The 26,609-nt window shown below is 73.4% G+C and carries 24 protein-coding genes; 12 read left to right on the plus strand and 12 right to left on the minus strand.

What is annotated here, in order from left to right; all coding sequences use genetic code 11:
* Positions 1-26 precede the first annotated feature (26 nt).
* Entirely contained in the window at positions 27-749 is a 723-nt protein-coding gene (locus HEP81_RS02975) for a 2-phosphosulfolactate phosphatase (protein ID WP_172636786.1), read from the plus strand.
* Here HEP81_RS02975 and HEP81_RS02980 read toward each other — a convergent pair.
* A complete protein-coding gene (locus tag HEP81_RS02980) occupies positions 721-1,938 on the minus strand; it encodes a hypothetical protein (protein WP_243279271.1) in 1,218 nt (405 codons plus the stop codon). The two genes, HEP81_RS02975 and HEP81_RS02980, sit on opposite strands and share 29 nt — an antisense overlap.
* 221 nt (positions 1,939-2,159) lie before the next feature.
* Here HEP81_RS02980 and HEP81_RS02985 point away from each other — a divergent pair, with 221 nt between their 5' ends.
* Together HEP81_RS02985 and HEP81_RS02990 are read left to right on the plus strand one after the other, a co-directional pair.
* A complete protein-coding gene (locus HEP81_RS02985) occupies positions 2,160-4,661 on the plus strand; it encodes a SpoIIE family protein phosphatase (RefSeq protein WP_037652641.1) in 2,502 nt (833 codons plus the stop codon).
* A 262-nt stretch (positions 4,662-4,923) separates the two neighbouring features.
* Positions 4,924-7,545 carry a SpoIIE family protein phosphatase gene (locus HEP81_RS02990; protein WP_037652639.1) on the plus strand — a complete coding sequence of 874 codons (2,622 nt, stop codon included), beginning with the start codon at positions 4,924-4,926 and terminating at the stop codon, positions 7,543-7,545.
* Between the two features lie 59 nt (positions 7,546-7,604).
* On the opposite strand, the gene HEP81_RS02995 is transcribed toward HEP81_RS02990, so the two are convergent.
* The 3 genes from HEP81_RS02995 to HEP81_RS03005 form a co-directional block, all read right to left on the minus strand.
* Entirely contained in the window at positions 7,605-8,105 is a 501-nt protein-coding gene (locus HEP81_RS02995; RefSeq protein ID WP_037652636.1) for a nucleoside deaminase, read from the minus strand.
* Positions 8,106-8,136: 31 nt separating this feature from the next.
* Positions 8,137-8,607, minus strand: a complete 471-nt coding sequence (gene cynS / locus HEP81_RS03000) for a cyanase (protein ID WP_037652635.1) — start codon at positions 8,605-8,607, stop codon at positions 8,137-8,139.
* Positions 8,608-8,681: 74 nt separating this feature from the next.
* Complete coding sequence (locus HEP81_RS03005; RefSeq protein ID WP_037652634.1) at positions 8,682-9,266, minus strand: carbonic anhydrase; 585 nt, start codon at positions 9,264-9,266, stop codon at positions 8,682-8,684.
* 126 nt (positions 9,267-9,392) lie between these two features.
* Between HEP81_RS03005 and cynR the strand changes: the two genes are divergently transcribed.
* Positions 9,393-10,361, plus strand: a complete 969-nt coding sequence (gene cynR, locus HEP81_RS03010) for a transcriptional regulator CynR (protein WP_037652633.1) — start codon at positions 9,393-9,395, stop codon at positions 10,359-10,361.
* Here cynR and HEP81_RS03015 read toward each other — a convergent pair.
* Entirely contained in the window at positions 10,317-12,161 is a 1,845-nt protein-coding gene (locus HEP81_RS03015; RefSeq protein ID WP_037652631.1) for a glycoside hydrolase family 15 protein, read from the minus strand. The two genes, cynR and HEP81_RS03015, sit on opposite strands and share 45 nt — an antisense overlap.
* 211 nt (positions 12,162-12,372) lie before the next feature.
* On the opposite strand from HEP81_RS03015, the gene HEP81_RS03020 reads away from it, so the two are divergent.
* Positions 12,373-12,579, plus strand: a complete 207-nt coding sequence (locus HEP81_RS03020) for a hypothetical protein (RefSeq protein ID WP_037652629.1) — start codon at positions 12,373-12,375, stop codon at positions 12,577-12,579.
* A 191-nt stretch (positions 12,580-12,770) separates the two neighbouring features.
* Here HEP81_RS03020 and HEP81_RS03025 read toward each other — a convergent pair whose 3' ends face one another.
* The 4 genes from HEP81_RS03025 to efeU all read right to left on the minus strand — a co-directional run bounded on the left by HEP81_RS03025 (position 12,771) and on the right by efeU (position 18,038).
* Positions 12,771-13,232: a DUF5709 domain-containing protein gene (locus HEP81_RS03025; RefSeq protein WP_037652627.1), complete on the minus strand. Its 462-nt coding sequence runs from the start codon at positions 13,230-13,232 to the stop codon at positions 12,771-12,773.
* A 97-nt stretch (positions 13,233-13,329) separates the two neighbouring features.
* Positions 13,330-14,481, minus strand: coding sequence for a Nickel transporter NicT (nicT, locus tag HEP81_RS03030; RefSeq protein ID WP_172637073.1), 1,152 nt, complete (start codon positions 14,479-14,481; stop codon positions 13,330-13,332).
* Between the two features lie 186 nt (positions 14,482-14,667).
* Positions 14,668-15,939, minus strand: a complete 1,272-nt coding sequence (gene efeB, locus HEP81_RS03035; RefSeq protein ID WP_037652767.1) for an iron uptake transporter deferrochelatase/peroxidase subunit — start codon at positions 15,937-15,939, stop codon at positions 14,668-14,670.
* 38 nt (positions 15,940-15,977) lie between these two features.
* A complete protein-coding gene (efeU, locus tag HEP81_RS03040) occupies positions 15,978-18,038 on the minus strand; it encodes an iron uptake transporter permease EfeU (RefSeq protein ID WP_037652625.1) in 2,061 nt (686 codons plus the stop codon).
* Positions 18,039-18,268: 230 nt separating this feature from the next.
* Between efeU and HEP81_RS03045 the strand changes: the two genes are divergently transcribed.
* The 6 genes from HEP81_RS03045 (at position 18,269) to HEP81_RS03070 (ending at position 23,223) form a co-directional block, all read left to right on the plus strand.
* Positions 18,269-18,928: a DedA family protein gene (locus HEP81_RS03045; RefSeq protein WP_037652623.1), complete on the plus strand. Its 660-nt coding sequence runs from the start codon at positions 18,269-18,271 to the stop codon at positions 18,926-18,928.
* A gap of 1 nt (position 18,929) precedes the next feature.
* Positions 18,930-19,703: a phosphatase PAP2 family protein gene (locus HEP81_RS03050; RefSeq protein ID WP_243279272.1), complete on the plus strand. Its 774-nt coding sequence runs from the start codon at positions 18,930-18,932 to the stop codon at positions 19,701-19,703.
* A gap of 63 nt (positions 19,704-19,766) precedes the next feature.
* Positions 19,767-20,207 (plus strand): MarR family winged helix-turn-helix transcriptional regulator, encoded by a 441-nt coding sequence (locus HEP81_RS03055; RefSeq protein ID WP_037652618.1) that lies wholly within the window; start codon positions 19,767-19,769, stop codon positions 20,205-20,207.
* A 46-nt stretch (positions 20,208-20,253) separates the two neighbouring features.
* A complete protein-coding gene (locus HEP81_RS03060) occupies positions 20,254-22,005 on the plus strand; it encodes an MFS transporter (RefSeq protein WP_051849954.1) in 1,752 nt (583 codons plus the stop codon).
* Positions 22,006-22,081: 76 nt separating this feature from the next.
* Entirely contained in the window at positions 22,082-22,666 is a 585-nt protein-coding gene (locus HEP81_RS03065) for a cysteine hydrolase family protein (protein ID WP_037652617.1), read from the plus strand.
* Positions 22,663-23,223 (plus strand): YbhB/YbcL family Raf kinase inhibitor-like protein, encoded by a 561-nt coding sequence (locus HEP81_RS03070; protein ID WP_037652616.1) that lies wholly within the window; start codon positions 22,663-22,665, stop codon positions 23,221-23,223. The genes HEP81_RS03065 and HEP81_RS03070 overlap by 4 nt, the downstream gene beginning before the upstream one ends.
* 5 nt (positions 23,224-23,228) lie before the next feature.
* On the opposite strand, the gene HEP81_RS03075 is transcribed toward HEP81_RS03070, so the two are convergent.
* From HEP81_RS03075 to HEP81_RS03085, 3 genes are all read right to left on the minus strand, one after another.
* Positions 23,229-23,432: a hypothetical protein gene (locus tag HEP81_RS03075; RefSeq protein ID WP_051849953.1), complete on the minus strand. Its 204-nt coding sequence runs from the start codon at positions 23,430-23,432 to the stop codon at positions 23,229-23,231.
* A 96-nt stretch (positions 23,433-23,528) separates the two neighbouring features.
* Positions 23,529-24,383: a proteasome subunit beta gene (gene prcB / locus HEP81_RS03080; protein WP_037652614.1), complete on the minus strand. Its 855-nt coding sequence runs from the start codon at positions 24,381-24,383 to the stop codon at positions 23,529-23,531.
* A 27-nt stretch (positions 24,384-24,410) separates the two neighbouring features.
* Positions 24,411-25,931, minus strand: a complete 1,521-nt coding sequence (locus tag HEP81_RS03085; protein ID WP_051849952.1) for a hypothetical protein — start codon at positions 25,929-25,931, stop codon at positions 24,411-24,413.
* A 164-nt stretch (positions 25,932-26,095) separates the two neighbouring features.
* Between HEP81_RS03085 and HEP81_RS03090 the strand changes: the two genes are divergently transcribed.
* Complete coding sequence (locus HEP81_RS03090) at positions 26,096-26,479, plus strand: BlaI/MecI/CopY family transcriptional regulator (protein WP_078967196.1); 384 nt, start codon at positions 26,096-26,098, stop codon at positions 26,477-26,479.
* Positions 26,480-26,609: the final 130 nt, after the last annotated feature.

Raw genomic sequence — 26,609 nt, forward strand, 5'->3', positions numbered from 1 at the left:
GGCCGTGGGTACCCGATCATGGTGTGATGCGAGCCGTGTTCACCGGGATCCCGGACGCCCCCGCCGCCCCGGACGTCGCCGTCGTCGTCGATGTGATGCGGGCCTTCACCGTGGCCGCGGCCGCGCTGCGGCGCGGTGCCGAGCGGATCGTGTTCGCCGAGACGCGGCGGCAGGCGCTGGCGCTCAAGGCCCGCAACGCGGGCTGGCTCGCCTTCCAGGACGGGGCGCCGGAGCCGGGCTTCGACCTCGCCAACTCGCCGGCGCGGCTGCGTTCGCTCGATGTACGCGGCCGCACCATCGTGCAGAAGACCACCGCCGGTACGGCCGGGGCGCTGGCCGTGGCGGACGCCGGTCTGGTGCTGTGCGCGAGCTTCCTGGTGGCCGGGGCGACCGCCGAGGTGCTGCGCCGGGCCGGGGCGCCGGCGGTGACCTTCGTCGTCACCGGGGGCGACGGGCGGGCCGAGGAGGATCTGGCCTGCGCCGAGTACATCGCGGCCCGGGTGCGCGCCCCCGCCACCGATCCGGGGCCGTATCTGGAGCGGGCCCGGCGCTCCGCCGCCGCGGCCGAGCTCGCGGAGGCCGTACGGCGGGGCTGGACGGGGGTGCATCCGCAGGACGTGGAGCTGTGCCTGGAGGCGGACAGCGTGCCGTTCGCGATGGCGGCCGCCCGCGTGGACGGCCGCCTGGAGCTGCGGGCGGTCGATCAGCCGCCGCTCGGGCTCAACTCCCGCGACGACCAGGGGCGTTGATCCCGAGCAGGACGGCCAGCACCACCGCGAGCGCCCCGAGCGCGGCCACCGCCGCGGCCGTACCGGCGAGCCAGGGCGGGGCCAGGGTCGCCGCCCACAGCCGTGCCGGGTCCGGCGGCCCGAAGCGACCGCCGAGCAGCTGTCCCGCGCCGAGCCCCGCCGTGACCGCGAGGGCGGCCGCCGCCGCGCCGAGCCGGGCGTGCGGGGTGCGCGCGGGCAGGGCGAGGCCCAGGAGCATGCACAGCGCGGAGGCGACGAGCGTGGCGCCGAGCAGCCCGTGGGAGAGCCCGGCCCAGTAGCGGGGCGCGTGGGCGGCTCCGCAGAGGAACACCAGCAGAGCGGCGACACGGACACCCGCCCCGGCCGGGGCAGGCCGGGCGGCCTCCTTCCGCGGGGGCGCCTGGGCTGCGGGTTCCAGCCGGAGGAGCTTGAGCCGTGGGGCCCGGCGCGGTGGGGTCCCGGGCGGCCCCGGGTGCGCGGGCGAGGGGCCCTCGGCGACCGGTGTTTCCCCCTCCGGTGCCGCGGGCGGGAGTGCCGGCACCGGCTGGTCCGTGTCCGCGGCCAGGCTGCCGATCAGCTCGGTCAGTTCGCCGACGGTCCGCCCGGTGGCCGCGGCCTGTACGGCGGTCTGCCGGCAGCGCGGCTCCAGGGGGGTGCGGTGCAGCAGCCGCAGCAGCGTGCCGACCTCGTCCACGGGGCGCTGCCCGGCGGCGGCCCGGAGCACGGCGTCGGCGCCCGCCGGGGTCCGCGGGGGCCGGGTGAGCAGGGCCGCCAGTCGGGTGACGTCCGCGACCGAGCGGTCGAGGCCCGCCGAGCGGACCGCCTCGGCCAGGGTCCACGTGTGCTCGGGGGCGCCCTCCAGCAGGGCGATGAGGCGGACGACGTCCTCCAGCGGGCGCGTGGTGACGGCCGTACGGACCAGGCCGATCAGCGGATCGTCGTACCGGCCGTCCGCCCCGGACACAGGCCCGGACCAGGACGCGGCCTCGGGCACGGCATCGTTCGCGAACGCGACAGCGGCCTCGCGCGGAGCTCCGGACCCGGCGCCGGGCGGCCGCTTCGTCCTGGACCCGGACGGCGGCGCGGACCGCGTCAGGACCCGGACGGGCAGCGCACGGGCACCGGCCGTGGCCGGCGCGGGCCGTATGAGAGAGTCGTCGGAACAGGTGGACGAAGAGCGGGTGGTCATCTCGGCTCCAGTGCAGGAGTGCGGCCGCAGCTGACGCCCTCGACCGCGGCACGCGCAGTACGCAGTCCATTACTAGGAGCCGCTCCCCCGCGCCGCCACCCGGGTGAGGCACTGGTGTGAGCCCCCGCCGCCGAGTCCCCCGCCGGGGTGCGCCCCCCGCGCCTCCTGGCGCATTCTTGCTGTGTGATCCACCCGGAGGCGGACGGGACGAGGTAGGGCCGATGGCGGGCAGCGGGGAGCGGGCGGTCCGTACTCGGGCCCGGCTGGCCGCGCTGCTGGCGGACGCCTCCACCGCGGCGCTCCGCGCGGCGGGCGGCCGGGTGGCGGGCGTGTATCTGCGCGACGGCGACGCGCCCGACTTCCTCCGGCTGGCCGTTCTCGCCGGTCTCCCCGGGCCCCTCTTCCGCCCCTGGTGGCGGGTGCACGTGGGCCGCCCCTTCCCCGTCTGCGACGCCTACCGGCTCGGGCTGCCCGTGGTGCTGCCGAACGCGACGGAGGCCGTGCGCCGGTATCCGCAGTTCGCGGCGGGGCTGCCGTTCCCCTTCGCCTCGGTGCACATGCCGGTGCCGGGCGGCGAACCGCTCGGAGTCCTCGCGGTGCTGCGGCCCTCGGCCGGCGATGACAGGGACGAGCCGCTCGACCCGGAGCTGCCGGCCAGGCTCGCCGAGGGCCTGGGCACCGAGCTGCTCGCGCTCGCCGGCGGGGACCGGGGCGCGATCGTCTGGGACGGGGAACCGCAGGGCGTACGGCCCCCCGCGGCCCGGCCCCCGAAGGCCGCGGTCGGGCGCTTCACCTGGGACCCCGGCACCCACGCGGTCCGCGCGGACGACCGGCTGCACACCCTGCTCGGCCTGGCGGCGGGCGACTTCGCGGGGACGGACACCGCGCTCGCCGAGGCGCTCGCGCCGGCGGAGGCGTACCGGGTATTGGCCGCGCTGCGCGACACCGCCGCCGGGAAGCCGCCGGGCGCGCCGCTGAGCCTGCGGGCGGCCGACGGCGCGACCCGGCTGCTGGACCTGTGGCCCGCCGCCGACGGCGGGGCCCCGGCGGACGGCGGCGCGGTGGCGCGGGTCGGCGGGGTGGTGTTCGACCCCGGCAGGGCGGCCCTCGCCGACGGCGCCGCCGACCAGCTGCCGCAGGGCGTGTTCTGCCTGGACCGGCTGGGGACGGTCGTGTACGCCAACGCGGCCGCGGCCCGGTTCGCCGGGCGGGCGCGGGAGGCGCTGCTCGGGCGGACGCTGTGGGAGGCGCTGCCCTGGCTGGCCGGGCCGCCGTACGACGATCATCTGCGTGGCGCCCTGCTGTCCCCGGAGCCGGTGCACTTCCATGTGCGGCGGCCGGGCGGCGCGGACGGGGCGCACGGCGGGTACGACGGGTTCGCGGTGTCGGTGCATCCCGGCGACGACCTGCTGACCTGCACGCTCGTCCCGGCCAGCCGGATGGAGGCGCCGGGCGGGCCCCGGCCGCCGGGTCCCGCGGTGGCGGCAGGTCCCTCGATGGCGGCGGCCTACCGGCCGATCGCGCTGGCCATCGCGCTGACCGACGCGGTGACGGCCCAGCAGGTGTCGGCGGTGGTGATGCAGGAGCTGCTGCCCGCGTTCGGCGGCCGCCGGCTGGCCATCTATCTGCTCCAGGAACGGCATCTCCACCTGGCGTGGGAGTCGGGCTTCCCGCCGGGCTTCCTGGAGCCGTTCGACGCGGTGGCGCTCGACGCGCGGATCCCGGCCGTGGAGACCCTGACCACCGGGCGCCCGCTGTTCTTCGAGTCGATGCGGCAGCTGGCCGAGACGTATCCGGGTCTGCCGGTGGACGCCGAGGAGGGGGCCCGGGCGTTCCTGCCGCTGATCGCGTCCGGGCGGCTGGTCGGCTCCTGCGTCCTCGGCTTCGACGGGCCGCGCGGCTTCACCGCGGCGGAACGCACGGCGCTCACCGCGCTCGCCGGGCTGATCGCGCACGCGATGGAGCGGGCCCGGCGCTACGACAGCGAGGCGGCCCTCGCCCGGGGCCTCCAGCAGGCCCTGCTGCCGAGCCGTCTCTCGGCGCATCCCCGGGTGGAGACGGCGGGCCGCTATCTGCCGGGCACCGAGGGGCTGGACGTGGGCGGCGACTGGTACGACGTGGTGGAGTCTGGGAACGGTCTCGCGCTGGTCATCGGGGATGTGCAGGGGCACGGGGTGCAGGCGGCGGCGACCATGGGCCAGCTGCGCAGCGCGGTACGGGCGTTCGCGCTGGGCGACCGGCCGCCCGACGAGGTGCTCAGCGGCACCAATCATCTGCTGATCGGCCTGGACCCGGGCCAGTTCGCGAGCTGCTGCTGTCTGCGCCTGGATCCGGCCACCGGGCTGACCCGGATAGCCCGGGCGGGCCATCCGCCGCCGCTGCTGCTCGCCCCGGGCGGCCGGGCCCGGCCGCTGGACATCCCCGGCGGTGTCGTCCTCGGGGTGGATCCGGGGGCGCGCTATCCGGTGACCGAGCTGATCCTCGAACCGGACGCGATCCTCGCGCTGTACACGGACGGGCTGGTGGAGCGGGCGGGCGCCGACATCGACGACGGGATCGCCGAGCTGCGCCGGGCCCTGGACCGGGCGGGCGCGGCCGCCGGGCGGCGCGACGGCCTCACCCTGTCCGGGGTCGCCGACCGCCTCACCGCCGCCGCCCGGCACGCCGACGCCCGCCCCGACGACGTGGCCCTGCTCCTGGCGAGGAGGTTGCGCCATGGGTAGCCGGCCGATCCGCCCGCGGTGGCTGCCGGCCGCCGGGCGGAGACGGCGCGTCGAACGCCTGCGCCCCTTCCGCGCACTCCTTCCCCGACGCCCGCTCCCCGGGGTGACGGTCTCGCCTGATGGCGTCGGGCAGTGTAGACATGGGCACATGGTGCGACTGCCCGGCCGGCCAGTGTCCCGGCCGCCCCGACCTTTCGGGCACCCGCGCGCACCACTGGCCCCGCCGCCGGACGGCCCCGGCGCGAACGGCGACCGGCCGGGGATGCTGTGGGCGGCGGTGACCGGACGCAGCGTCGCCGGTCAGGTGTTCGTGCTCCAGGTCGTGATCGTGCTGCTGCTGGTGGTCTCGGCGGTGGTGGCCCAGGTCCTCCAGGTGCGCCACGACAGCGACACCGAGGCCCGCAACCGCTCCCTCGCGGTGGCCCAGACGTTCGCCAACGCGCCCGGGACGGCCGCCGCGCTGCGCTCACCGGACCCGACGGCGATCCTCCAGCCGAAGGCCGAGGCCGCCCGCAAGGCGACCGGCGTGGACTTCATCGTCGTGATGAACACCCAGGGGATCCGCTACACCCATCCCCATCCCGACCGCATAGGCAAGAAGTTCGTCGGCACCATCGGCCCGGCCGTGGCCGGCGGCACGGTCGTGGAGAAGGTCAACGGCACGCTCGGCCCGCTGGTGCAGAGCGTGGTCCCGGTCAAGGACGCGAACGGCACCGTGGTGGGGCTGGTGTCGGCCGGCATCACCACCGCGCATGTGGGCGGGACCGCCGACCAGCAGCTGCCCCTGCTGCTCGCCGCCGCCGCGGCGGCGCTCGCGCTGGCCACCGCGGGCACCGCGCTGGTCAGCAGACGGCTGCTGCGCCAGACGCACGGCCTCGGGCCGTACGAGATGACCCGGATGTACGAGCATCACGACGCGGTGCTGCACGCGGTCCGCGAGGGTGTGCTGATCGTCGGCCGCGACGGGCGGCTGCTGCTCGCCAACGACGAGGCGCAGCGCCTGCTCGACCTGCCCAAGAACGCCGAGCGCCGGCATGTCCTGGAACTGGGCCTGGACGACGACACGGCGCGGCTGCTGGCCTCGGGGCGGGTGGCGACGGACGAGGTGCACCTGGTCAAGGACCGCCTCCTGGCGATCAACCAGCGGCCCACCGAACTGCGCGGCGGCCCGGCCGGCAGCGTCACCACGCTGCGTGACTCCACCGAGCTGCGGGCGGTCTCCGGGCGGGCCGAGGTGGCCCGGGAGCGGCTGAACATGCTGTACGACGCCGGGGTGGGCATCGGCACCAGCCTGGATGTGACTCGCACCGCCGAGGAACTGGCGGAATTGGCGGTGCCCCGGTTCGCGGACTTCACCACCGTGGACCTGTTCGAACCGGTGCTGCACGGGGAGGAGCCGCGGCCCGGGAGCGATCTGCGCCGGGTGGCCTGTGTGGGCATCCGCAAGGACTCCCCGCTGTATTCGGTGGACCACCGGATCCGGTTCGTCGCGACCTCGCCGCAGGCCCACAGCCTGACCACCGGGCAGTCGGTGGTGGAGCCGCGGCTGCGTGACGCGCCGGGCTGGCGGGCGCAGGAGCCGGAGCGCACGGACAAGGTGGTGGAGTACGGCATCCACTCGCTGATCACGGTGCCGCTGCGGGCGGGCAGCCTGGTGCTGGGGGTGGCGAACTTCTGGCGGGCGGAGAAGCCGCAGCCGTTCGACACCGAGGAGCTGGCGCTGGCCGAGGAGCTGGTGGCGCGGGCCGCGGTGTCCATCGACAACGCCCGCCGGTACACACGCGAGCACAGCATGGCGGTGACCCTCCAGCGCAGCCTGCTGCCGCGGACGCTGCCCGAGCAGGGCGCGCTGGAGATCGCGTACCGGTATCTGCCGGCGCAGTCCGGGGTGGGCGGCGACTGGTTCGACGTACTGCCGCTGTCCGGGGCCCGGGTGGCCCTCGTGGTGGGCGACGTGGTGGGGCACGGGCTGCACGCGGCGGCGACCATGGGGCGGCTGCGCACGGCGGTGCACAACTTCTCCGCGCTGGATCTGCCCCCCGATGAACTGCTCGGTCTGCTGGACGAACTGGTGGGCCGGATCGACCAGGACGAGAACCCGGACGAGGGTGCCGCGGTGACCGGCGCGACCTGTCTGTACGCGGTGTACGACCCGGTGTCGCGGCGCTGCACCATGGCCCGCGCGGGGCATCCGCCGCCCGCGCTGGTGCATCCCGACGGGCGGGTGGAGTTCCCGGAGATGCCGGCCGGGCCGCCGCTGGGCCTGGGCGGGCTGCCGTTCGAGACGGTCGATCTGGAGCTGGGCGAGGGCAGCAGGCTGGTGCTGTACACGGACGGCCTGGTGGAGGACCGGGAGCGGGACATCGACGTCGGTCTGGAGCTGCTGGGCGACGCCCTGCGCCGGACGCCGGACAGTTCCCCGGAGACGACCTGCCGTACGGTGCTGGAGGGGATGCCGGGCCGGCCGAGCGACGATGTGGCGCTCATCGTGGCCCGGACCCGGGTGCTGGGTACGGACCAGGTGGCCGAGTGGGAGGTGCCGTCCGATCCGGCGGCCGTCTCCGAGGTGCGCGCCGCGGTGACCCGGGCGCTGGACGCGTGGGGCCTTGAGGAGCTGGCGTTCACGACCGAGCTGATCCTGAGCGAGCTGGTCACCAACGCCATCCGCTACGGGCGACCCCCGATCGGGGTACGGCTGCTGCGCGATCGCACCCTGATCTGCGAGGTCTCCGACCGCAGCACGACCTCCCCGCATCTGCGCTACGCGGCGAGCACCGACGAGGGCGGCCGGGGCCTGTTCCTGGTGGCGCAGGTCGCCGACCGCTGGGGAACCCGCTACACGCCGAACGGCAAGATCATCTGGGCGGAGCAGCCACTGCCGTAGGAGCTGCTCCGCCCAGACCTCGTCGTCCGGCGCGCGGTCAGCCGGCGGTGGGGCGCCGGTCAGCGGGCGGTGGGGGCGCCGGGGACGCGGCGCTCGCCGCCGTTGTGGCGCCGCCACATCCGGTAGACCTCCACCGCGTCCTCGCGCGGCTCGTGCCGCATCGGCAGTCGGCGCTCGTCCCAGTTCTTGCCGAACTCCTCGTAGAAGGTGTCCAGTTCGAAGTACTTGCGGTCGTCGACGTAGTACGGCTCGTAGGCGTCGCGGGTGGTGAGGAAGACGACCTCGTCCGGCGAGCAGTAGTACAGCGAGCCCAGGCACATCGGGCAGGGGTGGGCGAGGACGTAGATGGTCGTCCCCGTCAGGTGCTCGGTGCCCAGCTTCACGCAGGCCTCGCGGATGGCGAGGATCTCCGCGTGCGCGGTGGGGTCGTTGGTCTGGGCGACCCGGTTGGGGCTCTCGGCGAGGATCTCGCCGTCCTTGACGATGACGGTCGCGAACGGGCGGCCGCCCTCGGCGACATTGTGGCGGGCGAGGTCGATGGTGCGCCGGACGAAGTCCATGCTGTCCTCCTGAGGTGGGGGGTGGGGCGGGTCAGAAGGGCTTGGTCGGCAGGTACTTGCCGTCCAGGGTGATGACGGCGCGCTCGCCGCCCTCGGGGTCGGCGACCTTCTTGACGTCGAGCCTGAAGTTGATCGCGGAGATGATGCCGTCGCCGAACTCCTCGTGGACCAGGGCCTTGAGGGTGGTGCCGTAGACCTGGAGCATCTCGTAGAAGCGGTAGATCGTCGGGTCGGTGGGGATCGCGCCGGGGATCGAGCCGCGGGTGGGGACGGTGGTCAGCAGCAGCGCGGCGTCCGCGTCGAGGCCGAGCAGGTCGGCGACGGCCTTGGCGGCGTCCTCGGGCAGGGCGTGCTGGCCGAGGACGGCGGCGGTGGTGAAGGCGACCGACAGGCCGGAGGCGTCGGCGATCTGCTGCCAGGAGAGGTCCTTGCGCGTCTTGGCCTCGACGGCGGCGGCGGCCAGGAGCTGACGGGCGGTGGGGTCGAACTGGGCGTGGATCATGGGTGGTCGTTCCTCACTGTGTGGATGGGGTGGGTACCGGAGCGCCCGGGCGGGGCCGGTCCGGGGGTCGGTCGTCAGGCCGCGAGCGGGGCGGGGGCCGTGAGGTCCTCGACGCGGCCGGTGGCGATGTCGAAGACCCAGCCGCGCACCGTGACCTGCCGCCGCGCCAGGGCGCGGGCGACGGAGGGGTGGGTGGCCAGGTTCGCCAGCTGGGCCAGCACGTTCTGCCGTACCAGCGCGGGCACGTCCGCGGTGCCCGGGGTGCGGGCCACCGAAGCGTCGGCGAGCCGCAGCCAGTCGGCGACCGCGGGGGCGCCGCTGAGGTCGTGACCGTGGGCCAGCGCGGTCATCGCGCCGCACGCGGAGTGCCCGCAGACGACGATGTCCCGCACGCCGAGCATGCCGACGGCGTACTCGATGCTCGCCGCGACCCCGTCGGCGCCCGTGGTGCGGGCGGGGACGAGATTGCCTGCGGTGCGGATGACGAACAGCTCGCCGGGCTCACAGGCGGTGATCAGCTCGGGCACGACGCGGGCGTCGGAGCAGCCGATGAAGAGCGTGTGCGGCGTGTGCTGCGCGGCCAGCCGGCTGAACAGCTCCCGCTTGGCGGGGAAGACGTCCTGCTGGAAGCGCGCGACGCCGTGGGCGAGGTCATGCATGGGGTCACTCCCTTTCGTGGCGCCCGGCCCGTGGGGCCCGGCGAGATCCACCATGCATGACCTCGGGCTATAGCGTCCAAGACGTGCTGGACATAGAAGCTATTGATGCCATCTATAGTCGTACTCATGGCCCTGGAACTGCGTCATCTGCGCTATCTGCTCGCCGTGGCCGAGCACGGCAACTTCACCCGTGCCGCCGAGGAGCTGCACATCTCCCAGCCCACGCTGTCCCAGCAGATCAAGCAGCTCGAACGGACCCTCGGCAGCCAGCTGCTCGACCGCACCGGGCGCACCGTGCGCCTCACCGACGCGGGCGAGGCGTACGCCCATCACGCGCGGGGCGCGCTGCACCAGCTGGCCGCCGCCGAGCGCGCCGTCCACGATGTGCGGGACCTGACGCGCGGGCGGCTGCGGCTCGCCGTCACACCCACGTTCACGGCCTATCTCGTCGGCCCGCTCACCGCCGAGCTGCACGGCCGCCACCCCGGCATCACGCTGACCGTGCGGGAGACCACCCAGGACCGGATCGAAACGGGGCTGCTGGCCGACGAGTTCGACCTCGGCATCGCCTTCCGGGGCACCCATCTGCCGGGCATCACGGCGACCCCCCTGTTCACCGAGACGCTCACCCTGGTCACCGGTGTCTCCGATAACTCAGCCGCCACCGGCGGCCGTTCGGCCGCGCTGCCGGTACGGGACCTCGCCGACCGTCAACTCGCTCTGCTCAGCGGTGACTTCGCCACCCGCGGTCATATCGACGGGTATCTGGAGCGGCACGGCGTCAGCCCGCGCATCGCGGTGGAGGCCAACTCCATCCAGGCCCTGACCGAGGTCGTGCAGCGCACCTCCCTGGCCACCGTGCTGCCGGACGCGATCACCCACGACCATCCCCGGCTCGCCCCCGTACCGCTCGAACCGGCCCTGCCGACCCGCACGGTCACCCTCCTCGCCCGCGCCGACGCCTACCGCAGCGCCGCGGCCCTCGCCTTCACCCGCCTCACCCATGAACTGGTGCGCAGCCGCGGATACACGGCCCCCGCCCGGGACGGGTCAGCCGAGGGCGCGGTCGAGGTTGAAGGCGGCGCTGATCAGTGAGAGATGGGTGAACGCCTGGGGGAAGTTGCCCTGTTGCTCGCCGGTGCGGCCGATCTCCTCGGCGTACAGGCCGAGATGGTTGGCGTAGGTGAGCATCTTCTCGAAGGCGAGGCGGGCCTCGTCCACCCGGCCGGCCCGCACCAGCGCCTCGACGTACCAGAAGGAGCAGATGGAGAAGGTGCCCTCGTCGCCGCGCAGCCCGTCGGGGCTGACCAGCGGGTCGTAGCGGTAGACCAGGGAGTCGGAGACGAGTTCCTCGGTGAGGGCGTCCAGGGTGGACAGCCACTTGGGGTCGGTGGGGGCGATGAACTTGGCGAGCGGCATCATCAGCACGGAGGCGTCCAGCACATCGCCGTCCTCGTGCTGCACGAAGGCGTGCCGCCGCTCCGACCAGCCCCGGTCCATGATCCGCCGGTAGATCGCGTCCCGGGTCTGCCGCCAGCGCAGCAGCTCGGCGGGCAGCCCGCGCCGGTTGGCGAGCCGGATGGCGCGTTCCACCGCGACCCAGCACATCAGCCGCGAGTACAGGAAGTTCTTGCGGCCGCCCCGGGTCTCCCACACGCCCTCGTCGGGCTGGTCCCAGTGTTCGCAGACCCACTCGACCAGATGGGTGACGTCGTCCCACTGGGCGCTGGAGATGGGCTGGGCCCATTTGTCGAACAGGTAGACGGAGTCGATCAGGGCGCCGTAGATGTCCAGCTGGAGCTGGTCGGCGGCGGCGTTGCCGACCCGGACCGGGGCCGAGCCCTGGTGGCCCTCCAGATGGGGCAGCTCGCGCTCGGGCAGGTCGGTGCGGCCGTCGATGCCGTACATGATCTGGAGCGGGCCGGAGGCGGCGCCGTCGCCGGGGCTGATGTGGGTGGTGAGGAAGCGCATGAAGGCCTCGGCCTCGCCGCTGAAGCCGAGCCGCAGCAGCGCGTACACGGCGAAGGCCGCGTCGCGCACCCAGACGTACCGGTAGTCCCAGTTGCGCTCGCCGCCGAGCTGCTCGGGCAGGCTGGTGGTGGGGGCGGCGACGATGGCTCCGGTGGGGGCGTAGGTGAGCAGCTTGAGGGTCAGGGCGGAGCGGTGCACCATCTCGCGCCAGCGGCCACGGTAGCGGGACTGCTGGAGCCAGCGCCGCCAGTAGGCGACGGTCGCGTTGAACTCGTGCTCGGCCTCGGCGTGGGCGCAGCCGCGCGGGGCGATGGCGCTGCCGGCCTGGTCGAGGGCGAACACCGCCGTCTCGCCCTCGCCGAGCTTGAACTCGGCGTACGCGTCGCGGCCGTCGCACTCCATGGCCACGGTCGCGGTGAGCGCGAGCGCCAGGTCCGGCGACTCGAACAGCAGCGTGCCGTCCATGTCGCGGACGGTGTGCGGGGCGGAGCCGTAGTCGAAGCGGGGGGCGACCAGGGCGCGGAAGGGCACACGGCCGCGTACGCACACCACCCGCCGGATCAGCCGGTGCCGCGCCGTGTCGCAGGGCTGTCCGGAATCGGCGGTGACCGGCATGAAGTCCTGCACCTCGCCGACGCCCTCCTCGGTGAAGAAGCGGGTGATCAGCACATTGGTGTCGGGGAAGTAGAACTGCTTGGTGCGGGCCGGGACGGCGGCGGCCAGCTCGAAGCAGCCGCCGCGCTCGGCGTCCAGGACGGCCGCGAAGACGCTGGGCGAGTCGAAGGACGGCGAGCAGTACCAGTCGATGGTGCCGTTGCTGCCGACCAGGGCGACGCTGCGCAGGTCGCCGATCAGGCCGTGCTCGGCGATGGGCAGATAGCGGGGGCTCGCGGAGGTGTCCGCGGCGAACGACGTCTGGCTCATCGGCGGCCTCCCGGTGCGGGTGCGCTGACTCGTCCCGCGTTCTCTCCAGCTTAGGAGCGAGTGAGGCGCGGTGGAGTGGGCAGGCGCTTCTCACCCGTCACCGGCGCGCCCTCCGGATGCAGGGTGCGCCGCGGCGGGCAATGGTGAGAGTGTGCCCCGTTCGGCGGCACCGGCACGGATGCGGTCATCCGGACCGAGGAGGAGGCAACACATGTCGACATCCGCAACTGGAGGGTCCCGGTCGCCCGACGACCACTGCACCCCGGACTCCCTGCTCCACTCGGCTCCCCAGCAGGACGTCACCCCGGAGGATCTGGTGATGGCGGCCGGGCGGGACGTCACCCCGAAGACACTCGACTGGGCGCGCCGCAAGCTGGAGACGGAGGGTCCGTCGGCGATCGAGAAGCTGCTGCCGTAGGTTTTCCGACCGCGTACCGGCCGAGCGGCGGGCGATCCAGGCTCGGCCGGTGTTCCCGACTGCGTTGCTCCGGGGGCCTGCTCAGGGGATCATCTCCGCGTCGTCAGCCGCGGCTCGTCGGTGGCGTGTCGCGCGGTTCCCCGCGCCCGCCCCTCGGGTCGGACCACCCGGGGTCGGCCGAATCGTTCCGTTCATTCCGGCCGGTCCTGCTCGTCCGGTACGACGTGCACCGCGGCCTCCTCCGCGCCCGCCGCGCCCCCGTCGATGCCCACGTCCTCGGCGAAGGTGTCCACTCCCGGGTCCCGGGCCGACAGTCGGCCGGCGCGGGAGTCGCCCGCCTCGGGGTCGAGGGGTTCGCCCTCGCCGCCGGGCAGGTCGCCGATGCCGTCGCCGACCGGTTCGTCCGGTTCGGGGACCTCTTGGCGGAGCCGCTGGTCCAGGGACTCCCCCGCGTGCTGTTCGGCGGCGGTGGTGCCGTACTTGGTGACGCCGAGGGGCCGTTCGGGCGGCGAGTAGCCCTCGTCCAGCATGTCGTCGTACGAGCGTTCGCCGACCGCGTCCTCGGGATCCACGGGTGCGGCGTCCGCCTGTTCCTCATTGGTCCCGGTGGGCTGGTAGGCGTCGTCCCCCAGGGGAGTCTGCGCGTCGCTCATCGTCGCCTCCTTCGGTGTTCGCGCGGCGGTCCCGGTCCGCGTTTCCCGCAGCCGGGACGTCAACCCCGCGAATATCGGATCGGCCGGTGCGACCGGGTCAGTCGGCGGACTGCTCCGCCAGGCCCGAGGTCCACTTCTCCTCGATGCGGCCCGCCTTCCACACCAGCAGCGCGAGCGCCCAGGTGACGAAGAACAGGCCGACGATCACGAAACCGACCGTGTTGAGGTCGAGCCCCGCCACCCAGTCCCAGAAGAACCCGTGCAGGTCCATCTTGTCGGCGAGCAGGCCGAGGAGTTCGACGGACCCGATGATCAGGGCGACGGCGACGGACAGACCGGTGATGGTGAGGTTGTAGTACACCTTGCGGACCGGCTTGGAGAACGCCCAGCCGTAGGCGAAGTTCATGAACGAGCCGTCGATGGTGTCCAGCAGCGACATCCCGGCCGCGAACAGCACCGGCAGGGTGAGGATCGCGTACCAGGGCAGTCCGGAGGCGGCGCCGGAACCGGCGAGGACCAGCAGGGCGATCTCGGTCGCGGTGTCGAAGCCGAGCCCGAACAGCAGGCCCAGCGGGTACATCTGCCAGGGCTTGCTGATCGAGCCGGTGACCCGGCCCAGCAGGCGGTTCATGAAGCCCCGGTTGTTGAGCTGGGTCTCCAGGGCGGCCTCGTCGTAGTGGCCGGTGCGCATCTTGCGGAAGACCTTCCAGATGCCGGCCAGGATGACGAGGTTGATCGCGGCGATCAGATAGAGGAAGGCGCCGGAGACGGTCGTACCGATGAGGCCGGTGACCTCGTGCAGATGCGAGTTGTCGTTCTGGACCGGTCCGGCCAGGGACTTCATGCCCAGGGAGAGCAGCAGGGCGAGGCCGAAGACGATGCTGGAGTGGCCGAGGGAGAACCAGAAGCCGACGGACAGCGGACGCTGCCCCGAGCCCATCAGCTTGCGGGTGGTGTTGTCGATGGCCGCGATGTGGTCGGCGTCGAAGGCGTGCCGCATGCCCAGGGTGTAGGCGGTCACTCCGATGCCGATACCGAAGGACTCGGTGCCGACGCTGAAGTGCCGGGGCGCGATGAAGCCGACCAGGGTGCCCCAGCCGATGACGTGCAGGGCCAGCACGAAGGCGGCCATCGAGCCGAGCCTGACCCACTCCTGGCGCGTCATGGAGCGGCGGACGCGTTGCCAGGCCGACGGCTTGGCGCCGGCCTGTGCGGGGAGGGACGGAGCGGAACCAGGGGCGGCCGTCATCGGGAGGGTCATTCCTAACGTCGTACGGGTACGGCTGCGCACCACAGCCTTGTGCCATCTTCCCGTACTTGCAACTGATGCGCAGTAAAGGCGACGACAGGCCTTTCCCATGGTCAGGAAAAGACCATGAACAGGAAAAGGCCGCTCCCCAGGGGTGGGGAGCGGCAAAGAGGGGCCGGGGTCCGGTCAGGCGGAGAACATGCCCCGGCCCAGCCAGTCCTCGGCGTCCCGGACGCCCGGCAGGGCGAAGAAGTAGCCGCCGCCGGTCGGGGAGATGTAGTCCACCAGGGGCTCGTCGATCAGCCGGGTCTGCACGGCCTCGAACTGGCGCTTGACGTCCTGCTGATAGCAGCAGAAGACGAGGCCCATGTCGAGGTTGCCGACATTGTCCGCGCCCCGGTCGTAGTTGTAGCCGCGGCGCAGGATGCGGGAGCTGTCCGACGTCGCGGTGCGCGGGTTGGCGAGCCGGATGTGGGCGTCCATCGGGATCGCGTTGCCGTGCGGGTCCTTGGCGTAGTTGGGGGCGTCGGTCTCCTTGGCGCCGTCCAGCGGGGCGCCGGTGTCCTTGCGGCGGCCGAACATCTTCTCCTGCTCGGTGAGCGAGACCCGGTCCCAGAACTCGACCAGCATCCGGATGATCCGGATCACCTGGTAGCTGCCGCCGGTGGCCCAGGCGGGCTCGCCCTGTCCGTCGCCGACCCAGATCAGCTTGTTCGTCTCGCGGGCGGAGTTGACGTCCGGGTTGGCGATGCCGTCCTTGAAGCCGAGCAGGTTGCGCTGGGCGCCGCTGGGCCGGGGGGCGTTCTGGAAGCCGTCGATGCGCCACTTGACCTGCATCGCGCCGCGGGTGTGCCGGGCGATGTCGCGCAGGGCGTGCAGCACGGTGTCCCTGCTCTGCGCGCAGATCTGGAGGGAGAGGTCGCCGTGGCACTCGGCCGGGTTCAGATTGTCGTTCGGGAAGGTCCGCATGGGGACGAGCCGGGCGGGCCTGGCCTTGGCGAGGCCGTAGCGGTCGTCGAAGAGGGAGGTGCCGACGCCGAGGGTGAGGGTGAGGCCGTCCGCGGGGACCTCGGGGCCGAGGATGCCGTTGTCGGCGGGCGGCGCGCCGACGCCCAGGTCGGCGGGGGTTCCCCCGGAGGTGAGGAAGCGGGCCCGCTCGGTGATGGTCTTCAGCAGCTCGGTGAGGCCGCGCCGGTCGTCGGCTATGACGTCGAAGGAGACGAACGCGGCGGCGGCCGGCTGCGGGGTGATGATCCCGGCCTGGTGGGCGCCGTGGAAGGGCACCTTCGTACGGCCGTCCGGACCGCTCGGCCGGGCCTGGGCCGTGCCACCGCTCTCGGCGAGCGCGAAGCCGCCGCCGGCCAGGACCGCTCCGGCGGCACCGGCGCCCAGCGCGCCGCGCACGAAGGAGCGGCGGGCGGGGCCCACGGGGCAGGACGGCGTGTCGGCGGTGGGCATGGGCGGGTTCCCTTCGGGGTGCGGGTGCGCGGTGGTCATCAGGCGGACTTCCGGATCTCCAGCAGGTCCGGGATCGGCGCGAGGTCCTCCAGGAGCTGGCCGGTGGCTCCGTCCAGGCGCCGGCGGTCGGCGTCGGAGAGCTTCTCGACGGGGGTCCAGTGGCCGCCGTCGTGCTGCGCGTCCAGCAGCTTCTGCACCCGGTCGATGTCGGTGTCGACGGTCGGCAGCACCTTGGGGGCGCGGTCGGTGAGCAGCGGCTTGAGGACGGTGAGCAGTTCGCGGGTGCCGGCGAGATTGGCGTCGGCGGTGGCGAGGTTGGTGCCGCTGCCCTCGTCGGTGTCGCCGGTCAGCTCGAACTGGAGGGTGTTCTCCAGGATCTCGTGGGCGCGCAGCGGCAGGTCGCCGGCGTCGAAGTCCTGGCTCGGGAAGGCCTTGCCCAGCCCGGCCACGTCCGTGCTGAGCTGCCGCGCGGGCCCGGTCAGCTCCTTGGCCGAGCGGCCGTGCCACAGGCCGTACTCCAGGCGCAGGAAGCCGCTGAAGTCCTTGTCCCGCTCACCGCCGGGCAGACCGTCGGCGCGGCCGTCGATCTTCTTGTCGAAGTCCTCGAAGGTGCCGTAGGCGGCGCCGAGCGAGGCGTAGGTGCGGTGGGCGGTGAGCCAGTCGGTGCGCGCTCTGTCGAGGTGACCGCCCTCGATGTCGTGCTGGAGGGCGCGGGTCTGCCCGGCCAGGGTGTCCAGGCCCTTGCCGACGTACGACTTGTACGACTTCAGGGGCGCGGCGAGGTCCTGCTCGGAGACGGGGGCGACCGGCTTGGCCGCGCCGCCGCCGGTGACGGTGACCGCCTTGGAGGTGACGGCCTTGCCGCTGGCGGGGACGCAGCGCCAGGCGTAGGTGCCGCCGGCGATGGTGGCGACGAGGTCGCGGGTGGTGCCGGGGGCGAGGCCCTCGATCTCGCCGTAGACCGCGTTGGTGGAGGGGTCTACCAGGTAGACCTCGGAGGCCTGGCGGCCGGTGTTGTGCATCTGGAAGGTCTGCCGGCCGGGCTCGGGCACGGTGAAGCCTTTGCCGCAGTCGGTCTCGGAGACGGCGACGGTCTGGTCACCGGCGGGCTTGGGGCGGCCGAGGGCGACGAAGAGTCCGGCGACGACGGCGGGTACGGCGACGACGGCGGCCGGGACCACCCAGACCGGGCGGCGCCGGGCGGCGGCGGGCTTCCGCGCGGCGGATCCCTCGCCGGATGCGCCGGCGGACCTCTGGGTGGCTGTTTCGGGCTTGGCCTTGGGCGCGGTGACGCGTACACCGCGCACGAACAGGGTCATCACCACGGCGAGGTAGGCGACGTAGGCGACCACCTGGAGCCAGGTCATGGTGGGCATCAGGTTGAAGACGCCCTGGATCAGGGTGCTGTACCAGGAGCCGGCGTCGATGCTGCCGGCCAGGTCGACGGCGTAGGCCGTCTTGCCGGGCAGCACGCCGCCCTCCTGGAGGTCGCGCAGGCCGTAGCCGAGGACGCCCGCGGCGATGACGATCAGGACGACGCCGGTCGCGGTGAAGAATTTCGTCAGGTTGATCTTCAGGACCCTGCGGTACAGGCCCCAGCACAGCCCCGCCGCGAGGAGCAGGCCGATGGCGGCGCCGGTCAGCGGACCCGCGGACTCACCGGCCGCCTGGGCGGTGGTCCACAGGAACAGGGCGGTCTCCAGGCCCTCGCGGCCGACGGCCAGGAAGGAGGTGAGGATCAGCATGCCGGAGCCCATGGCGAGGGCGCCGGAGACCTTCTGCTTCAGCTCGCTGGAGAGGTTGCGGGCCGAGCGGCGCATCCAGAACACCATGGCGGTGACGAACGCGACGGCGATCACGCTGAGGACGCCGCCGAAGGCCTCCTGGGCGGTCTGCGGCATGGACGCGGCGGTGAAGGTGAGGACCGCGCCGAAGCTCATCGCGACGGCGATCGCCGCCAGCACACCGGTCCACACCTGCGGCAGCCGTGAGCGGGCCTCGGCACGCACCAGGGTGGCGACCAGGATGGAGACGATGAGTCCGGCTTCGAGTCCCTCCCTCAATCCGATCAGGAAACTCGGAAACGCGTCGTCCCACATGCCCTGCGGCCCTCCCGGAAAACCAAACGAAGCATGCGAAATAAGCGAAGGCATGCCTTACTTTCGCGACCATGATGACCACACCTTCATAGGCAACCGGTCACGATCCGGTAATCCCCGGGCAAAGTCCGGGAAGGAACCCCTGTCCATGTCCGACGGTCGCCCGGCGAACGTCTACAAATGTGTAGTCACATGTTGTCGAAGCAAGTCGAAGGAAAGGGTGTGCGGCCGTGGCCACTCCCCCACATCTGGCATCGCAGCTCGCGGTCAATGTGCTCGACGCCCACTCGCTGCTGGCCGCCTTCGGCGTCTTCGGCGTCGGCGTGGTGCTCTTCGCGGAGACCGGCCTGCTGATCGGGTTCTTCCTGCCCGGGGACTCGCTGCTGTTCACGGCGGGGCTGCTGTGCACCGGCGCGGCCGACCGCGGGCTGCACCTCTCGCTCGGCCCGCTGCTGGTCGCTGCGGCGCTCGGCGCCCTGGCGGGCTCCCAGTGCGGGTTCCTGATCGGCCGCAAGGCGGGCGGCGCGCTGCTGGCCCGCACCCGCTCGGCGAAACTGCGCGAGGGCGCGCAGCGCGCGGAGGAGCTGCTGGACCGGTACGGCCACGCGAAGGCGATCGTGCTGGCCCGCTTCGTGCCGGTGGTGCGTACGGTGCTCAACCCGATGGCGGGCGCGCTCGGCGTACCGGCCCGCACCTTCACCCTGTGGCAGGTGATCGGCGGCCTGGTCTGGAGCCTCGGTCTCACGCTCGGCGGGTACGCGCTGGGGTCCTCGATCCCGAATGTAGACAAGTATCTGCTGCCGGTGATCGCGCTGATCGTCCTGGTCTCGCTGATCCCGCTCGCGGCGGAGGTGCTGCGTTCACGCAGGGCGGCGAAGGAGGCACCGTGACGTGCCGGACGGCATGCGGGCCGGGGCTTCGGGCGGCGCGCGGGCCGGCCCTTCGGACGGCGGGGGCGTCCCGGGCGTGGCCGCCGTCCGCGTCGTGAGCCCCCGGAGGACCACGGTCGTCGTCGGCCTCGGTGTCTGCGCCTGGGCCGCGTTCGCGGTGCTGACCCTGATCGTGGTCTCCCGGCACGGCGCCCCGCTCCCCCCGGACCGCGCCCTGCTCGCCCGGTCCCTCGGGCACCGGCCCCCGATGGCGGTCGCCGCGGCGCGCGCGCTGACCGACACGGGCACGGGCGCGGTGCCGTACGCCCTGGTGATCGCGGCCGGACTGATCGCGGGCCGTACAGCCCGGCAGCGCTGCGCCGCCGCCGTGACGGGCCTGCTCTGCCTGGGCCTCGGGCAGGCGGTGCGGTACGGCGTGATGGACCTGGTCGGCCGGGTCCGGCCGCCGTACGCGGACTGGGAGGCGCTGGCCTCCGGCTGGTCGTACCCCTCCGGGCACACCACCACCTCGGCCCTGACGGCCGGGCTGCTGATCACGGCGCTGTGGCTGCGCGCCCCGCACGGCCGGGGCCCGCTGACACTCCTGGTCGCCTGCTGGGGCGCGGGGGTCGGGCTGACCCGGATCTTCCTCGGGGTGCACTGGTTCACCGATGTGCTGGGCGGCTGGCTGTTCGCGGCGGGCTGGCTCGCCCTGTTCCTCACGGCGGCGGCCCGGTGGCTGCCCGCCGACGTCAGGCCCGGTGCTCCGGAGCCCGGTTCCGGAGAGGCTCCGTAGTCCGGTTCCGGAAGGAGAGCCTCGGAGAGATGCTAAGGCAGCTTTATAAGTTAGCCTTAGCATATGAGTGATGATCTGGATCCCGAGGCGGTCGCCTCGGCCCTGCTCGCGAGCATCGGCGTGCTGGTGCGCCGACTACGTCAGGTGCCGGTCGAGGGCGGACTGACCCTCCCGGAGCGCGGCGCGCTGGCGCAGCTGGACCGCACGGGCCCCACCACCTCATCGGCGCTGGCCCGGGACGCGCAGATCACCGCGCAGTCCATGGGGGCGACGCTCGGCGCGCTCCAGGCCCGGGGGCTGGTCGAACGCCGCCGCGATCCGGACGACGGCAGGCGCGTGGTGCTGTCGGTGACCGACGCCGGGCGGCAGGCGCTGCGGGACAAGCGCAACGCGCGGGCCGAGCTCATCGCGGGCGCCCTGACCGGCGGCGCGTTCACGCCCGCGGAGCTGGAGCGGCTCGCGGCCACCGCCCCGCTGCTGCAACGGCTGGCCCAGAACATCTGACGCCGCCGCGCCCGCCGCGCCGACGAACCTTCGAGGAAGCAGGCCGATGACGGATTCCCCCCAGGCGCCCGCCCCGCGCCGCTCACCGGGTGACCGGTACAGGTGGACGGCGCTGACGAACACGACCGCCGCTGTCTTCATGTCCGCGCTGGACGGCTCCATCGTGCTGATCGCCCTGCCGGCGATCTTCCGCGGGGTGCACCTGGATCCGCTGGCCCCGGGCAATATCGCCTATCTGCTGTGGATGATCATGGGGTACCGGCTGGTCCAGGCCGTCCTGGTGGTCACGGTGGGCCGGCTCGGGGACATGTACGGGCGGGTCCGGATCTACAACTCCGGCTTCGCGGTGTTCACCTTCGCCTCGGTCCTGCTGTCCTTCGATCCCTTCGACGGCGGCCACGGGGCGATGTGGCTGATCGCCTGGCGGGTGGCGCAGGCCGTGGGCGGTTCGATGCTGACCGCGAACTCGGCGGCGATCCTGACCGACGCCTTCCCCAAGGAGCAGCGCGGTTTCGCCTTGGGCATCAACCAGGTGGCGGGGCTGGCCGGGATGTTCATCGGTCTGGTGGCCGGTGGTCTGCTGTCGGCGTGGGACTGGCGGGCGGTGTTCTGGGCGAACGTGCCCGTCGGCGTGTTCTTCACGCTGTGGGCCTACCGCACCCTGCGCGAGACGGGCAGGCGGGGCGGCGGCCGGATCGACTGGTGGGGCAACATCACCTTCGCGGTGGGCCTCAGCGCGGTCCTGATCGCGGTCACCTTCGGCCTCCAGCCCTACGGCGGGCACACCATGGGCTGGACGAACCCCTTCGTCGACGTGCTGATAGCCGGCGGTCTCGCGCTGCTGGCCGCGTTCGTCGTGATCGAGAACCGCACCGCCGCGCCGATGATCCAGCTGAGCCTGTTCCGCCGCCGGGCCTTCGCCTTCGGCAACCTGGCGGGCCTGGCCATCTCGATCGGGCGCGGCGGGATGCAGTTCGTGCTGATCATCTGGCTCCAGGGCATCTGGCTGCCGCTGCACGGCTACGACTACGGCGACACGCCCCTGTGGGCGGGCATCTTCATGCTGCCGCTGACCGCGGGCTTCCTCGCGGCGGGACCGGTGTCCGGGTATCTGTCCGACCGGCTCGGCTCCCGGGGCCTGGCCACCGGGGGCGCGGTGCTGTTCGGCGCCAGCTTCCTCGGCCTGATGCTGCTGCCGATCGACTTCAGCTACTGGGTGTTCGCGGTGCTGATCGCGGTCAACGGGATCGCCAGCGGCATGTTCGCCTCCCCCAACTCCTCCGCGATCATGGGCAGTGTGCCCGCCGAACTGCGGGGTGTCGCCTCGGGCATGCGCGCCACCTTCCAGAACTCCGGCACCGCCGTCTCGATCGGCGTGTTCTTCTCGCTGATGATCGCCGGTCTGGCGAGCCGCCTCCCGCACACCCTCACCGCAGGCCTGCACCAGCAGGGCGTGCCCGCCCAGGTCGCCGCTCAGATCGGCGATCTGCCCCCGGTCTCCTCGCTGTTCGCCGCCCAGCTGGGCGTCAACCCGATCCGGCATCTGCTGGAGCCGAGCGGCGCCCTGGCCCGGCTGACCCCGGCGCAGCAACAGGCCCTGACCGGGCGGGAGTTCTTCCCGAACCTGATCTCCGGGCCCTTCCACTCCGGCCTGGTGATCGTGTTCGCCTTCGGCGCCGCCCTCGCCTTCCTCGCCGCGACCGTCTCCCTGCTGCGCGGCGCCAACACCCCCGCCCGCGTGCCGGAACCGCGCGAGAACGGCGCCATCACGCGTCCGCACCGGCGCACCAGCGCCTGAGACACCACCCGGCCCGGGCGCCCTCGCCTCATGGCCAGGCCCCGCACCACGGACATCCACAGGAGAAGCAACCACCATGGCACTGACCACGATCGACCCGACGTGCGCACTCGTCGTGATCGATCTCCAGAAGGGCATCGTCTCCGCCCGCGCCGGCGCCCGGGTGACCGACGCCGTCGAGCGATCGGCGCACCTGGCGGACGAGTTCCGGCGGCACGGCCTGCCGGTGGTCCTCGTCAACGTCACCGGACGCTCGCCGGGTCGTACGGACGCCGTACGGTCCCGGGAGACCGGCCGGTCCGGGGGCAGGGCCGAGCGGCCGTCCGACTGGGCCGAGCTCGTGGACGAACTCGGCGTCCGGCCGGGCGATCATCTGATCACCAAGCGGCGGCGCAGCGCGTTCCACGACACCGGGCTCGACACCCTGCTGCGGGACCTGGGCGTCACCCAGGTCGTGCTCACCGGCATCTCGACCAGCTCGGGCGTGGAGTCGACGGCGCGCTCGGCCGCCGACCACGGCTACCACGTGGTCCTGGCCACCGACGCCATGGTCGACCCGGACCCCGAGGCCCACCGTCACAGCGTCGAACGCGTCTTCCCAAAGCTCGGCGAGACCGCCACCGCCACCGAGGTCGTCACCATGCTGGAGGCGACGCGATGAGCCTGCTGGGCCGACTCCTGAGGAACCGCAGGGCGGGCGAGACGCATATGGCGTGGAACATGCCCAACCTCCAGGGTCCCGAGCCGCTGATCCTCACCAGCCGGGACTTCGGCGACGGTGACCCCATACCGCTGGAGCAGTGCGCGAAGACCATCGGCGGCGCCGACCTCTCCCCCCAGCTGTCCTGGACGGCGCCCCCGGGCGGCACCGCCCGACTCCTGCTGGTGGTCGAGGACATCGACGTGCCCATGGCCAAACCCGCCGTGCACTGCCTCGCCCTGATCGACCCGGCGGCCGGACACCTCGACCCCGGTGCCCTCGGGGCCCGGCAACCGGCGCCCGGCGTACGGCTGTTGCGCTCCACCATCGGCCGCGGCTACCACGGTCCGGCCCCGATCAAGGGCCACGGCCCCCACCGCTACACCTTCCAGCTGTTCGCCCTGGCCACCCCCGTGGACCTCCCGGCGCCGGAGCGGGCCCGCCCCCGCGCCTTCCTGCCCGCCGTCACCGCACCGGTCCTCGCCCGCGGCCGCCTGACCGGCGTCTACGAGCGCTGATCCGGTCAGGCGCCCGCGTCCCGGCGCCCGTGCTCCAGGAAGGCGCGCAGGGCTTCGGGCATGCCGTCGTCCAGGGCCTCCTCGGCCGCCGCGCACAGGGCCGCTCCGGTGGCCGGGTCGGCGAGGATGCGGAAGACCGCGACCCGCACATCGGCGTCGGACATGTCGTCGACCGGTGTGGTGGAGCCGTCCGTCGCCGCTGCCGCCACGCTCGTGGTGGGGCGGCGAGGCGCCGGCCCGGCCCGTACCGGTGTTCGTTGCCGTTCGCATGACGCCCCGGCAGTTCACCGGATGCCCGCCAGGGTTCAGGGCGCGACGTGCGGGCCGTCCGGGCGGCCGTCGCGCTGGCGCACCATCTCGCGGCTCAGCTCCTCCGTCTCGGCCTCCGGCAGCCGCTCGTAGCCGTCCTCGGTGATGAACGAGAGGATCGGGAAGATACGGCGGTTGAGGTCGGGCCCGCCGGTGGCCGAGTCGTCGTCGGCGGCGTCGTACAGCGCGTGCAGTGCGGCGAGGGCGGCCTCGCGGCGGGTCAGACCGGGCCGGTAGAGCTTCTTGAGCGCGCCCCGGGCGTACGGCGAACCGGAGCCCTCGGCGTGGAACTCCCGCTTCTCGTACAGGCCGCCCGCCGCGTCGTAGGCGAAGATGCGGCCGCCCTCGCCCGTGGGCGCGCCGAGGTCGTACCCGGCGAGCAGGGGGACGACGGCGAGGCCCTGCATGGCCTGCGCGAGGTTCTGCCGGATCATGGTCGCGAGGCGGGTCGCCTTCGCGCCCAGCGTCATCGGGATGCCCTCGATCTTCTCGAAGTGGGCCAACTCGACCTGGTAGAGCCGCACCATGTCGAGGGCGAGTCCGACGGTGCCGGCGAAGGCGACGGCCGTGTGGTCGTCGGCCGGGTGGACCTTCTCCAGGTCCCGCTGGGCGATCAGATTGCCCATGGTGGCCCGGCGGTCCCCGGCGAGCAGCACACCCTCGCCGTAGGTGAGCGCGAGCACCGTGGTGCCGTGCGGGAAGCTGCCCGGGGCCGCGCTCGTGCCGGGCGGCAGCGGGGACGCGGTGGGCAGCAGCCGGGGGCGGTGGGCGGCCAGGAACTCGGCGAAGGAGGAGCTGCCCGGCGTGAAGAACGCCTCGTCCATCAGCCCGGCGGTGTCGTTCCCCGTCATCTGCTTCCCCTCCATAGACACGCGGTATCACCCGTCTCCTACCTGACGCGGCCGAACCGGAAACCCTTCCCCGCGCCCCGGCGTGTAGTACAGCCGTCGGTTTTCGGCCGCGACCCATGGCCAAGCACGGGCGTACGGGGGCGGGTTCGCCCCCGCCGGTACGAGGGTGGCCGTCGGCACGCGCCGGGCCGTGCGCGCGATGGCGTCCGCCGTCGTGTCGGCGTTGGGCCCGGACGTCGCGGCCGAGGCGCAGCCGGCGTAGAAGGCCACGGGCAGGGCGTCCTCGCCGGTGACCAGGCAGGGGGCGCGCACCCCGAGGCGGTGCAGGGTGGTGGCGGTGCGCGACCAGGAGCGGTGGCCGCTCGCGGCGATGTCCGCCGTGCGCACCAGGACGGTCAGTTGGGCGCCGAGGTGGACGGCGAAGGCCAGGCAGAGCGCGCCCGCGGCCACCGGGCGCCAGGGCCGGGGCGGGGCGCTCGCCAGGCGGAGCAGCGCGGCGGCGACGGGGGGCGCGAGCAGGGCGTAGGCGGGCAGCAGGAAGCGGGGTGCCGCGTAGCCGATCAGGAACAGGTACGGGAAGGCGGCCGACGCCGCGCACGCGAGGGGCAGCGCCGTGGCCGCCGTCCGTCCGGCGCGGACCGCGAACAGCAGGGCGAGTGCGGCCAGCAGGGGCAGCGCGCACCACCAGAAGGTGACGAGCGGACCGGGCAGCGCCCCGGCGCAGGGCCGGCACAGGGTACGCCCGCCGAGGCTGCGCAACTGGTCGACGAGGGCGAGGTGCCAGCCCAGGCCGCCCTGGATCGCCGAGCCCTCGGACAGCCGGTGCAGCAGGCCGCCGTAGCGTACGTACGCCTCGATCACCCACTCCGCGGCCCCGGCCGCGAGCCCGGCGAGCAGTGCGGCCGCCCGGCGCGGGTCCCGGTGCCGCAGTCCGAGGGCGAGCAGCGGCAGTACGACCCACACCGCGTCCATGGGCCGCATCCAGCCCAACAGCGCGGCGCCCGCGGCGAGGCCCCCGAGCGCGCCCCGGCGGGATGGGGATGCGCCCGCGCGCAGATACGAGCCGACCGTCACCAGTGCGCCCATCGCGACCCAGTAGTTGGGCATGGCCTGGAGGCCGTAGAAGAGGGTCACCCACAGGGAGGCGAGGAGGGCGGCGGCGAGGGTGAGGACGCGGGGCGGGAACAGGCCGCGCCAGGTCCGCAGCGCCACGTACAGGGCGAGACCGGAGAGCGTGGCGAGATAGCAGCGCAGCAGGACCGTGGAGGACGACCACGCGGCGACCGGCGCGACGAGCAGGGAGATCCCGCGGGCCCGGGGGGCGCTGAAGTAGGCGGCGGGAGCGCGGGCGCCGACCTGGCTGACGTACACCGCCTCGTCCCAGCCGAGGCCCATGCCGGGGCGGACCAGGAGCAGTTGGGCGAGGGTGAAGGCGGCGGCGACGGCCGCGAGCGGGAGGGCGGCCCGGGGGCTTCGGGCGCCGTTCGACGAGGGCCGGGAGCGGGCGGATCGCGTCCCGGTGAGTACGGTGTCGGCGCTGCCGGTCATCATCCTCCCCTTCGCCCCGAACGGGGCGGAACCGGAAAGACCACCCCATCACAGAGTGGCCGGAGATCTCGGGCGAACCCGCCGCTCGCCCCGCCGCTCGCCCCGGTGTCCGGGAAGGCGGGACGACCCACGGGCGCCGCCACTACGCGCTGTAAGGTTAGGACATGGCTGGCACAGGGTCCCGGGGCAGGGCGGAACGGCGCAGCGCCGGGGAGCTGGAGAGCGAGGTGCTGGCCGCCCTCTGGGCCACCGACCGGCCGCTCACCCCGGCGGAGATCCAGGCCGAGATCGGCGGCGGCCTCGCGTACAACACGGTGCACACCATCCTCAAGCGCCTGTACGACAAAGGGCTGGTCCTGCGGGACGCGGACGGGCGGCGCGGCGCCTACCGTCCGGCGAAGAACGCGGCCGAGCTGACCGCCGAGGCCATGCACCAGGCTCTGGACCGGGGCCCGGACCCGATCGCCGCGCTCCAGCAGTTCGTGACCGGGCTGAGCCGCGAGGAGGAGCGGGCGCTGCGCGCGCTGCTCGCCGAGGGCGACGCGTAGGCGGACGGCTCCTCGCGCAAAGCCCAAGTACCAAGTACACGCACCAAGCGCGTGCTCCGAGCCACGCACGAAGGCTCCGCACAAGGTTCGGCACACGAGGTTCGGCGCATTTCGGCACACGAGGTTCCGC

The sequence above is a fragment of the Streptomyces griseofuscus genome (genome assembly GCF_014673495.1).
In the GTDB taxonomy this organism is placed as follows: Bacteria; Actinomycetota; Actinomycetes; order Streptomycetales; family Streptomycetaceae; genus Streptomyces; species Streptomyces murinus.

What these genes read in the sequence shown, in the direction of transcription:
- HEP81_RS02980 (WP_243279271.1), bottom strand. Translation starts at nt 1,938, where the DNA reads ATGACCACCCGCTCTTCGTCCACCTGTTCCGACGACTCTCTCATACGG.
- HEP81_RS03070 (WP_037652616.1), top strand. Translation starts at nt 22,663, where the DNA reads ATGAGCCTGCTGGGCCGACTCCTGAGGAACCGCAGGGCGGGCGAGACG.
- HEP81_RS03020 (WP_037652629.1), top strand. Translation starts at nt 12,373, where the DNA reads ATGTCGACATCCGCAACTGGAGGGTCCCGGTCGCCCGACGACCACTGC.
- HEP81_RS03005 (WP_037652634.1), bottom strand. Translation starts at nt 9,266, where the DNA reads ATGCATGACCTCGCCCACGGCGTCGCGCGCTTCCAGCAGGACGTCTTC.
- nicT (WP_172637073.1), bottom strand. Translation starts at nt 14,481, where the DNA reads ATGACGGCCGCCCCTGGTTCCGCTCCGTCCCTCCCCGCACAGGCCGGC.
- HEP81_RS02995 (WP_037652636.1), bottom strand. Translation starts at nt 8,105, where the DNA reads ATGGACTTCGTCCGGCGCACCATCGACCTCGCCCGCCACAATGTCGCC.
- HEP81_RS02985 (WP_037652641.1), top strand. Translation starts at nt 2,160, where the DNA reads ATGGCGGGCAGCGGGGAGCGGGCGGTCCGTACTCGGGCCCGGCTGGCC.
- cynS (WP_037652635.1), bottom strand. Translation starts at nt 8,607, where the DNA reads ATGATCCACGCCCAGTTCGACCCCACCGCCCGTCAGCTCCTGGCCGCC.
- HEP81_RS03085 (WP_051849952.1), bottom strand. Translation starts at nt 25,931, where the DNA reads ATGACCGGCAGCGCCGACACCGTACTCACCGGGACGCGATCCGCCCGC.
- HEP81_RS02975 (WP_172636786.1), top strand. Translation starts at nt 27, where the DNA reads ATGCGAGCCGTGTTCACCGGGATCCCGGACGCCCCCGCCGCCCCGGAC.
- efeU (WP_037652625.1), bottom strand. Translation starts at nt 18,038, where the DNA reads ATGTGGGACGACGCGTTTCCGAGTTTCCTGATCGGATTGAGGGAGGGA.
- HEP81_RS03015 (WP_037652631.1), bottom strand. Translation starts at nt 12,161, where the DNA reads ATGAGCCAGACGTCGTTCGCCGCGGACACCTCCGCGAGCCCCCGCTAT.
- HEP81_RS03065 (WP_037652617.1), top strand. Translation starts at nt 22,082, where the DNA reads ATGGCACTGACCACGATCGACCCGACGTGCGCACTCGTCGTGATCGAT.
- efeB (WP_037652767.1), bottom strand. Translation starts at nt 15,939, where the DNA reads ATGCCCACCGCCGACACGCCGTCCTGCCCCGTGGGCCCCGCCCGCCGC.
- HEP81_RS03090 (WP_078967196.1), top strand. Translation starts at nt 26,096, where the DNA reads ATGGCTGGCACAGGGTCCCGGGGCAGGGCGGAACGGCGCAGCGCCGGG.
- cynR (WP_037652633.1), top strand. Translation starts at nt 9,393, where the DNA reads ATGGCCCTGGAACTGCGTCATCTGCGCTATCTGCTCGCCGTGGCCGAG.
- prcB (WP_037652614.1), bottom strand. Translation starts at nt 24,383, where the DNA reads ATGACGGGGAACGACACCGCCGGGCTGATGGACGAGGCGTTCTTCACG.
- HEP81_RS02990 (WP_037652639.1), top strand. Translation starts at nt 4,924, where the DNA reads ATGCTGTGGGCGGCGGTGACCGGACGCAGCGTCGCCGGTCAGGTGTTC.
- HEP81_RS03055 (WP_037652618.1), top strand. Translation starts at nt 19,767, where the DNA reads ATGAGTGATGATCTGGATCCCGAGGCGGTCGCCTCGGCCCTGCTCGCG.
- HEP81_RS03060 (WP_051849954.1), top strand. Translation starts at nt 20,254, where the DNA reads ATGACGGATTCCCCCCAGGCGCCCGCCCCGCGCCGCTCACCGGGTGAC.
- HEP81_RS03025 (WP_037652627.1), bottom strand. Translation starts at nt 13,232, where the DNA reads ATGAGCGACGCGCAGACTCCCCTGGGGGACGACGCCTACCAGCCCACC.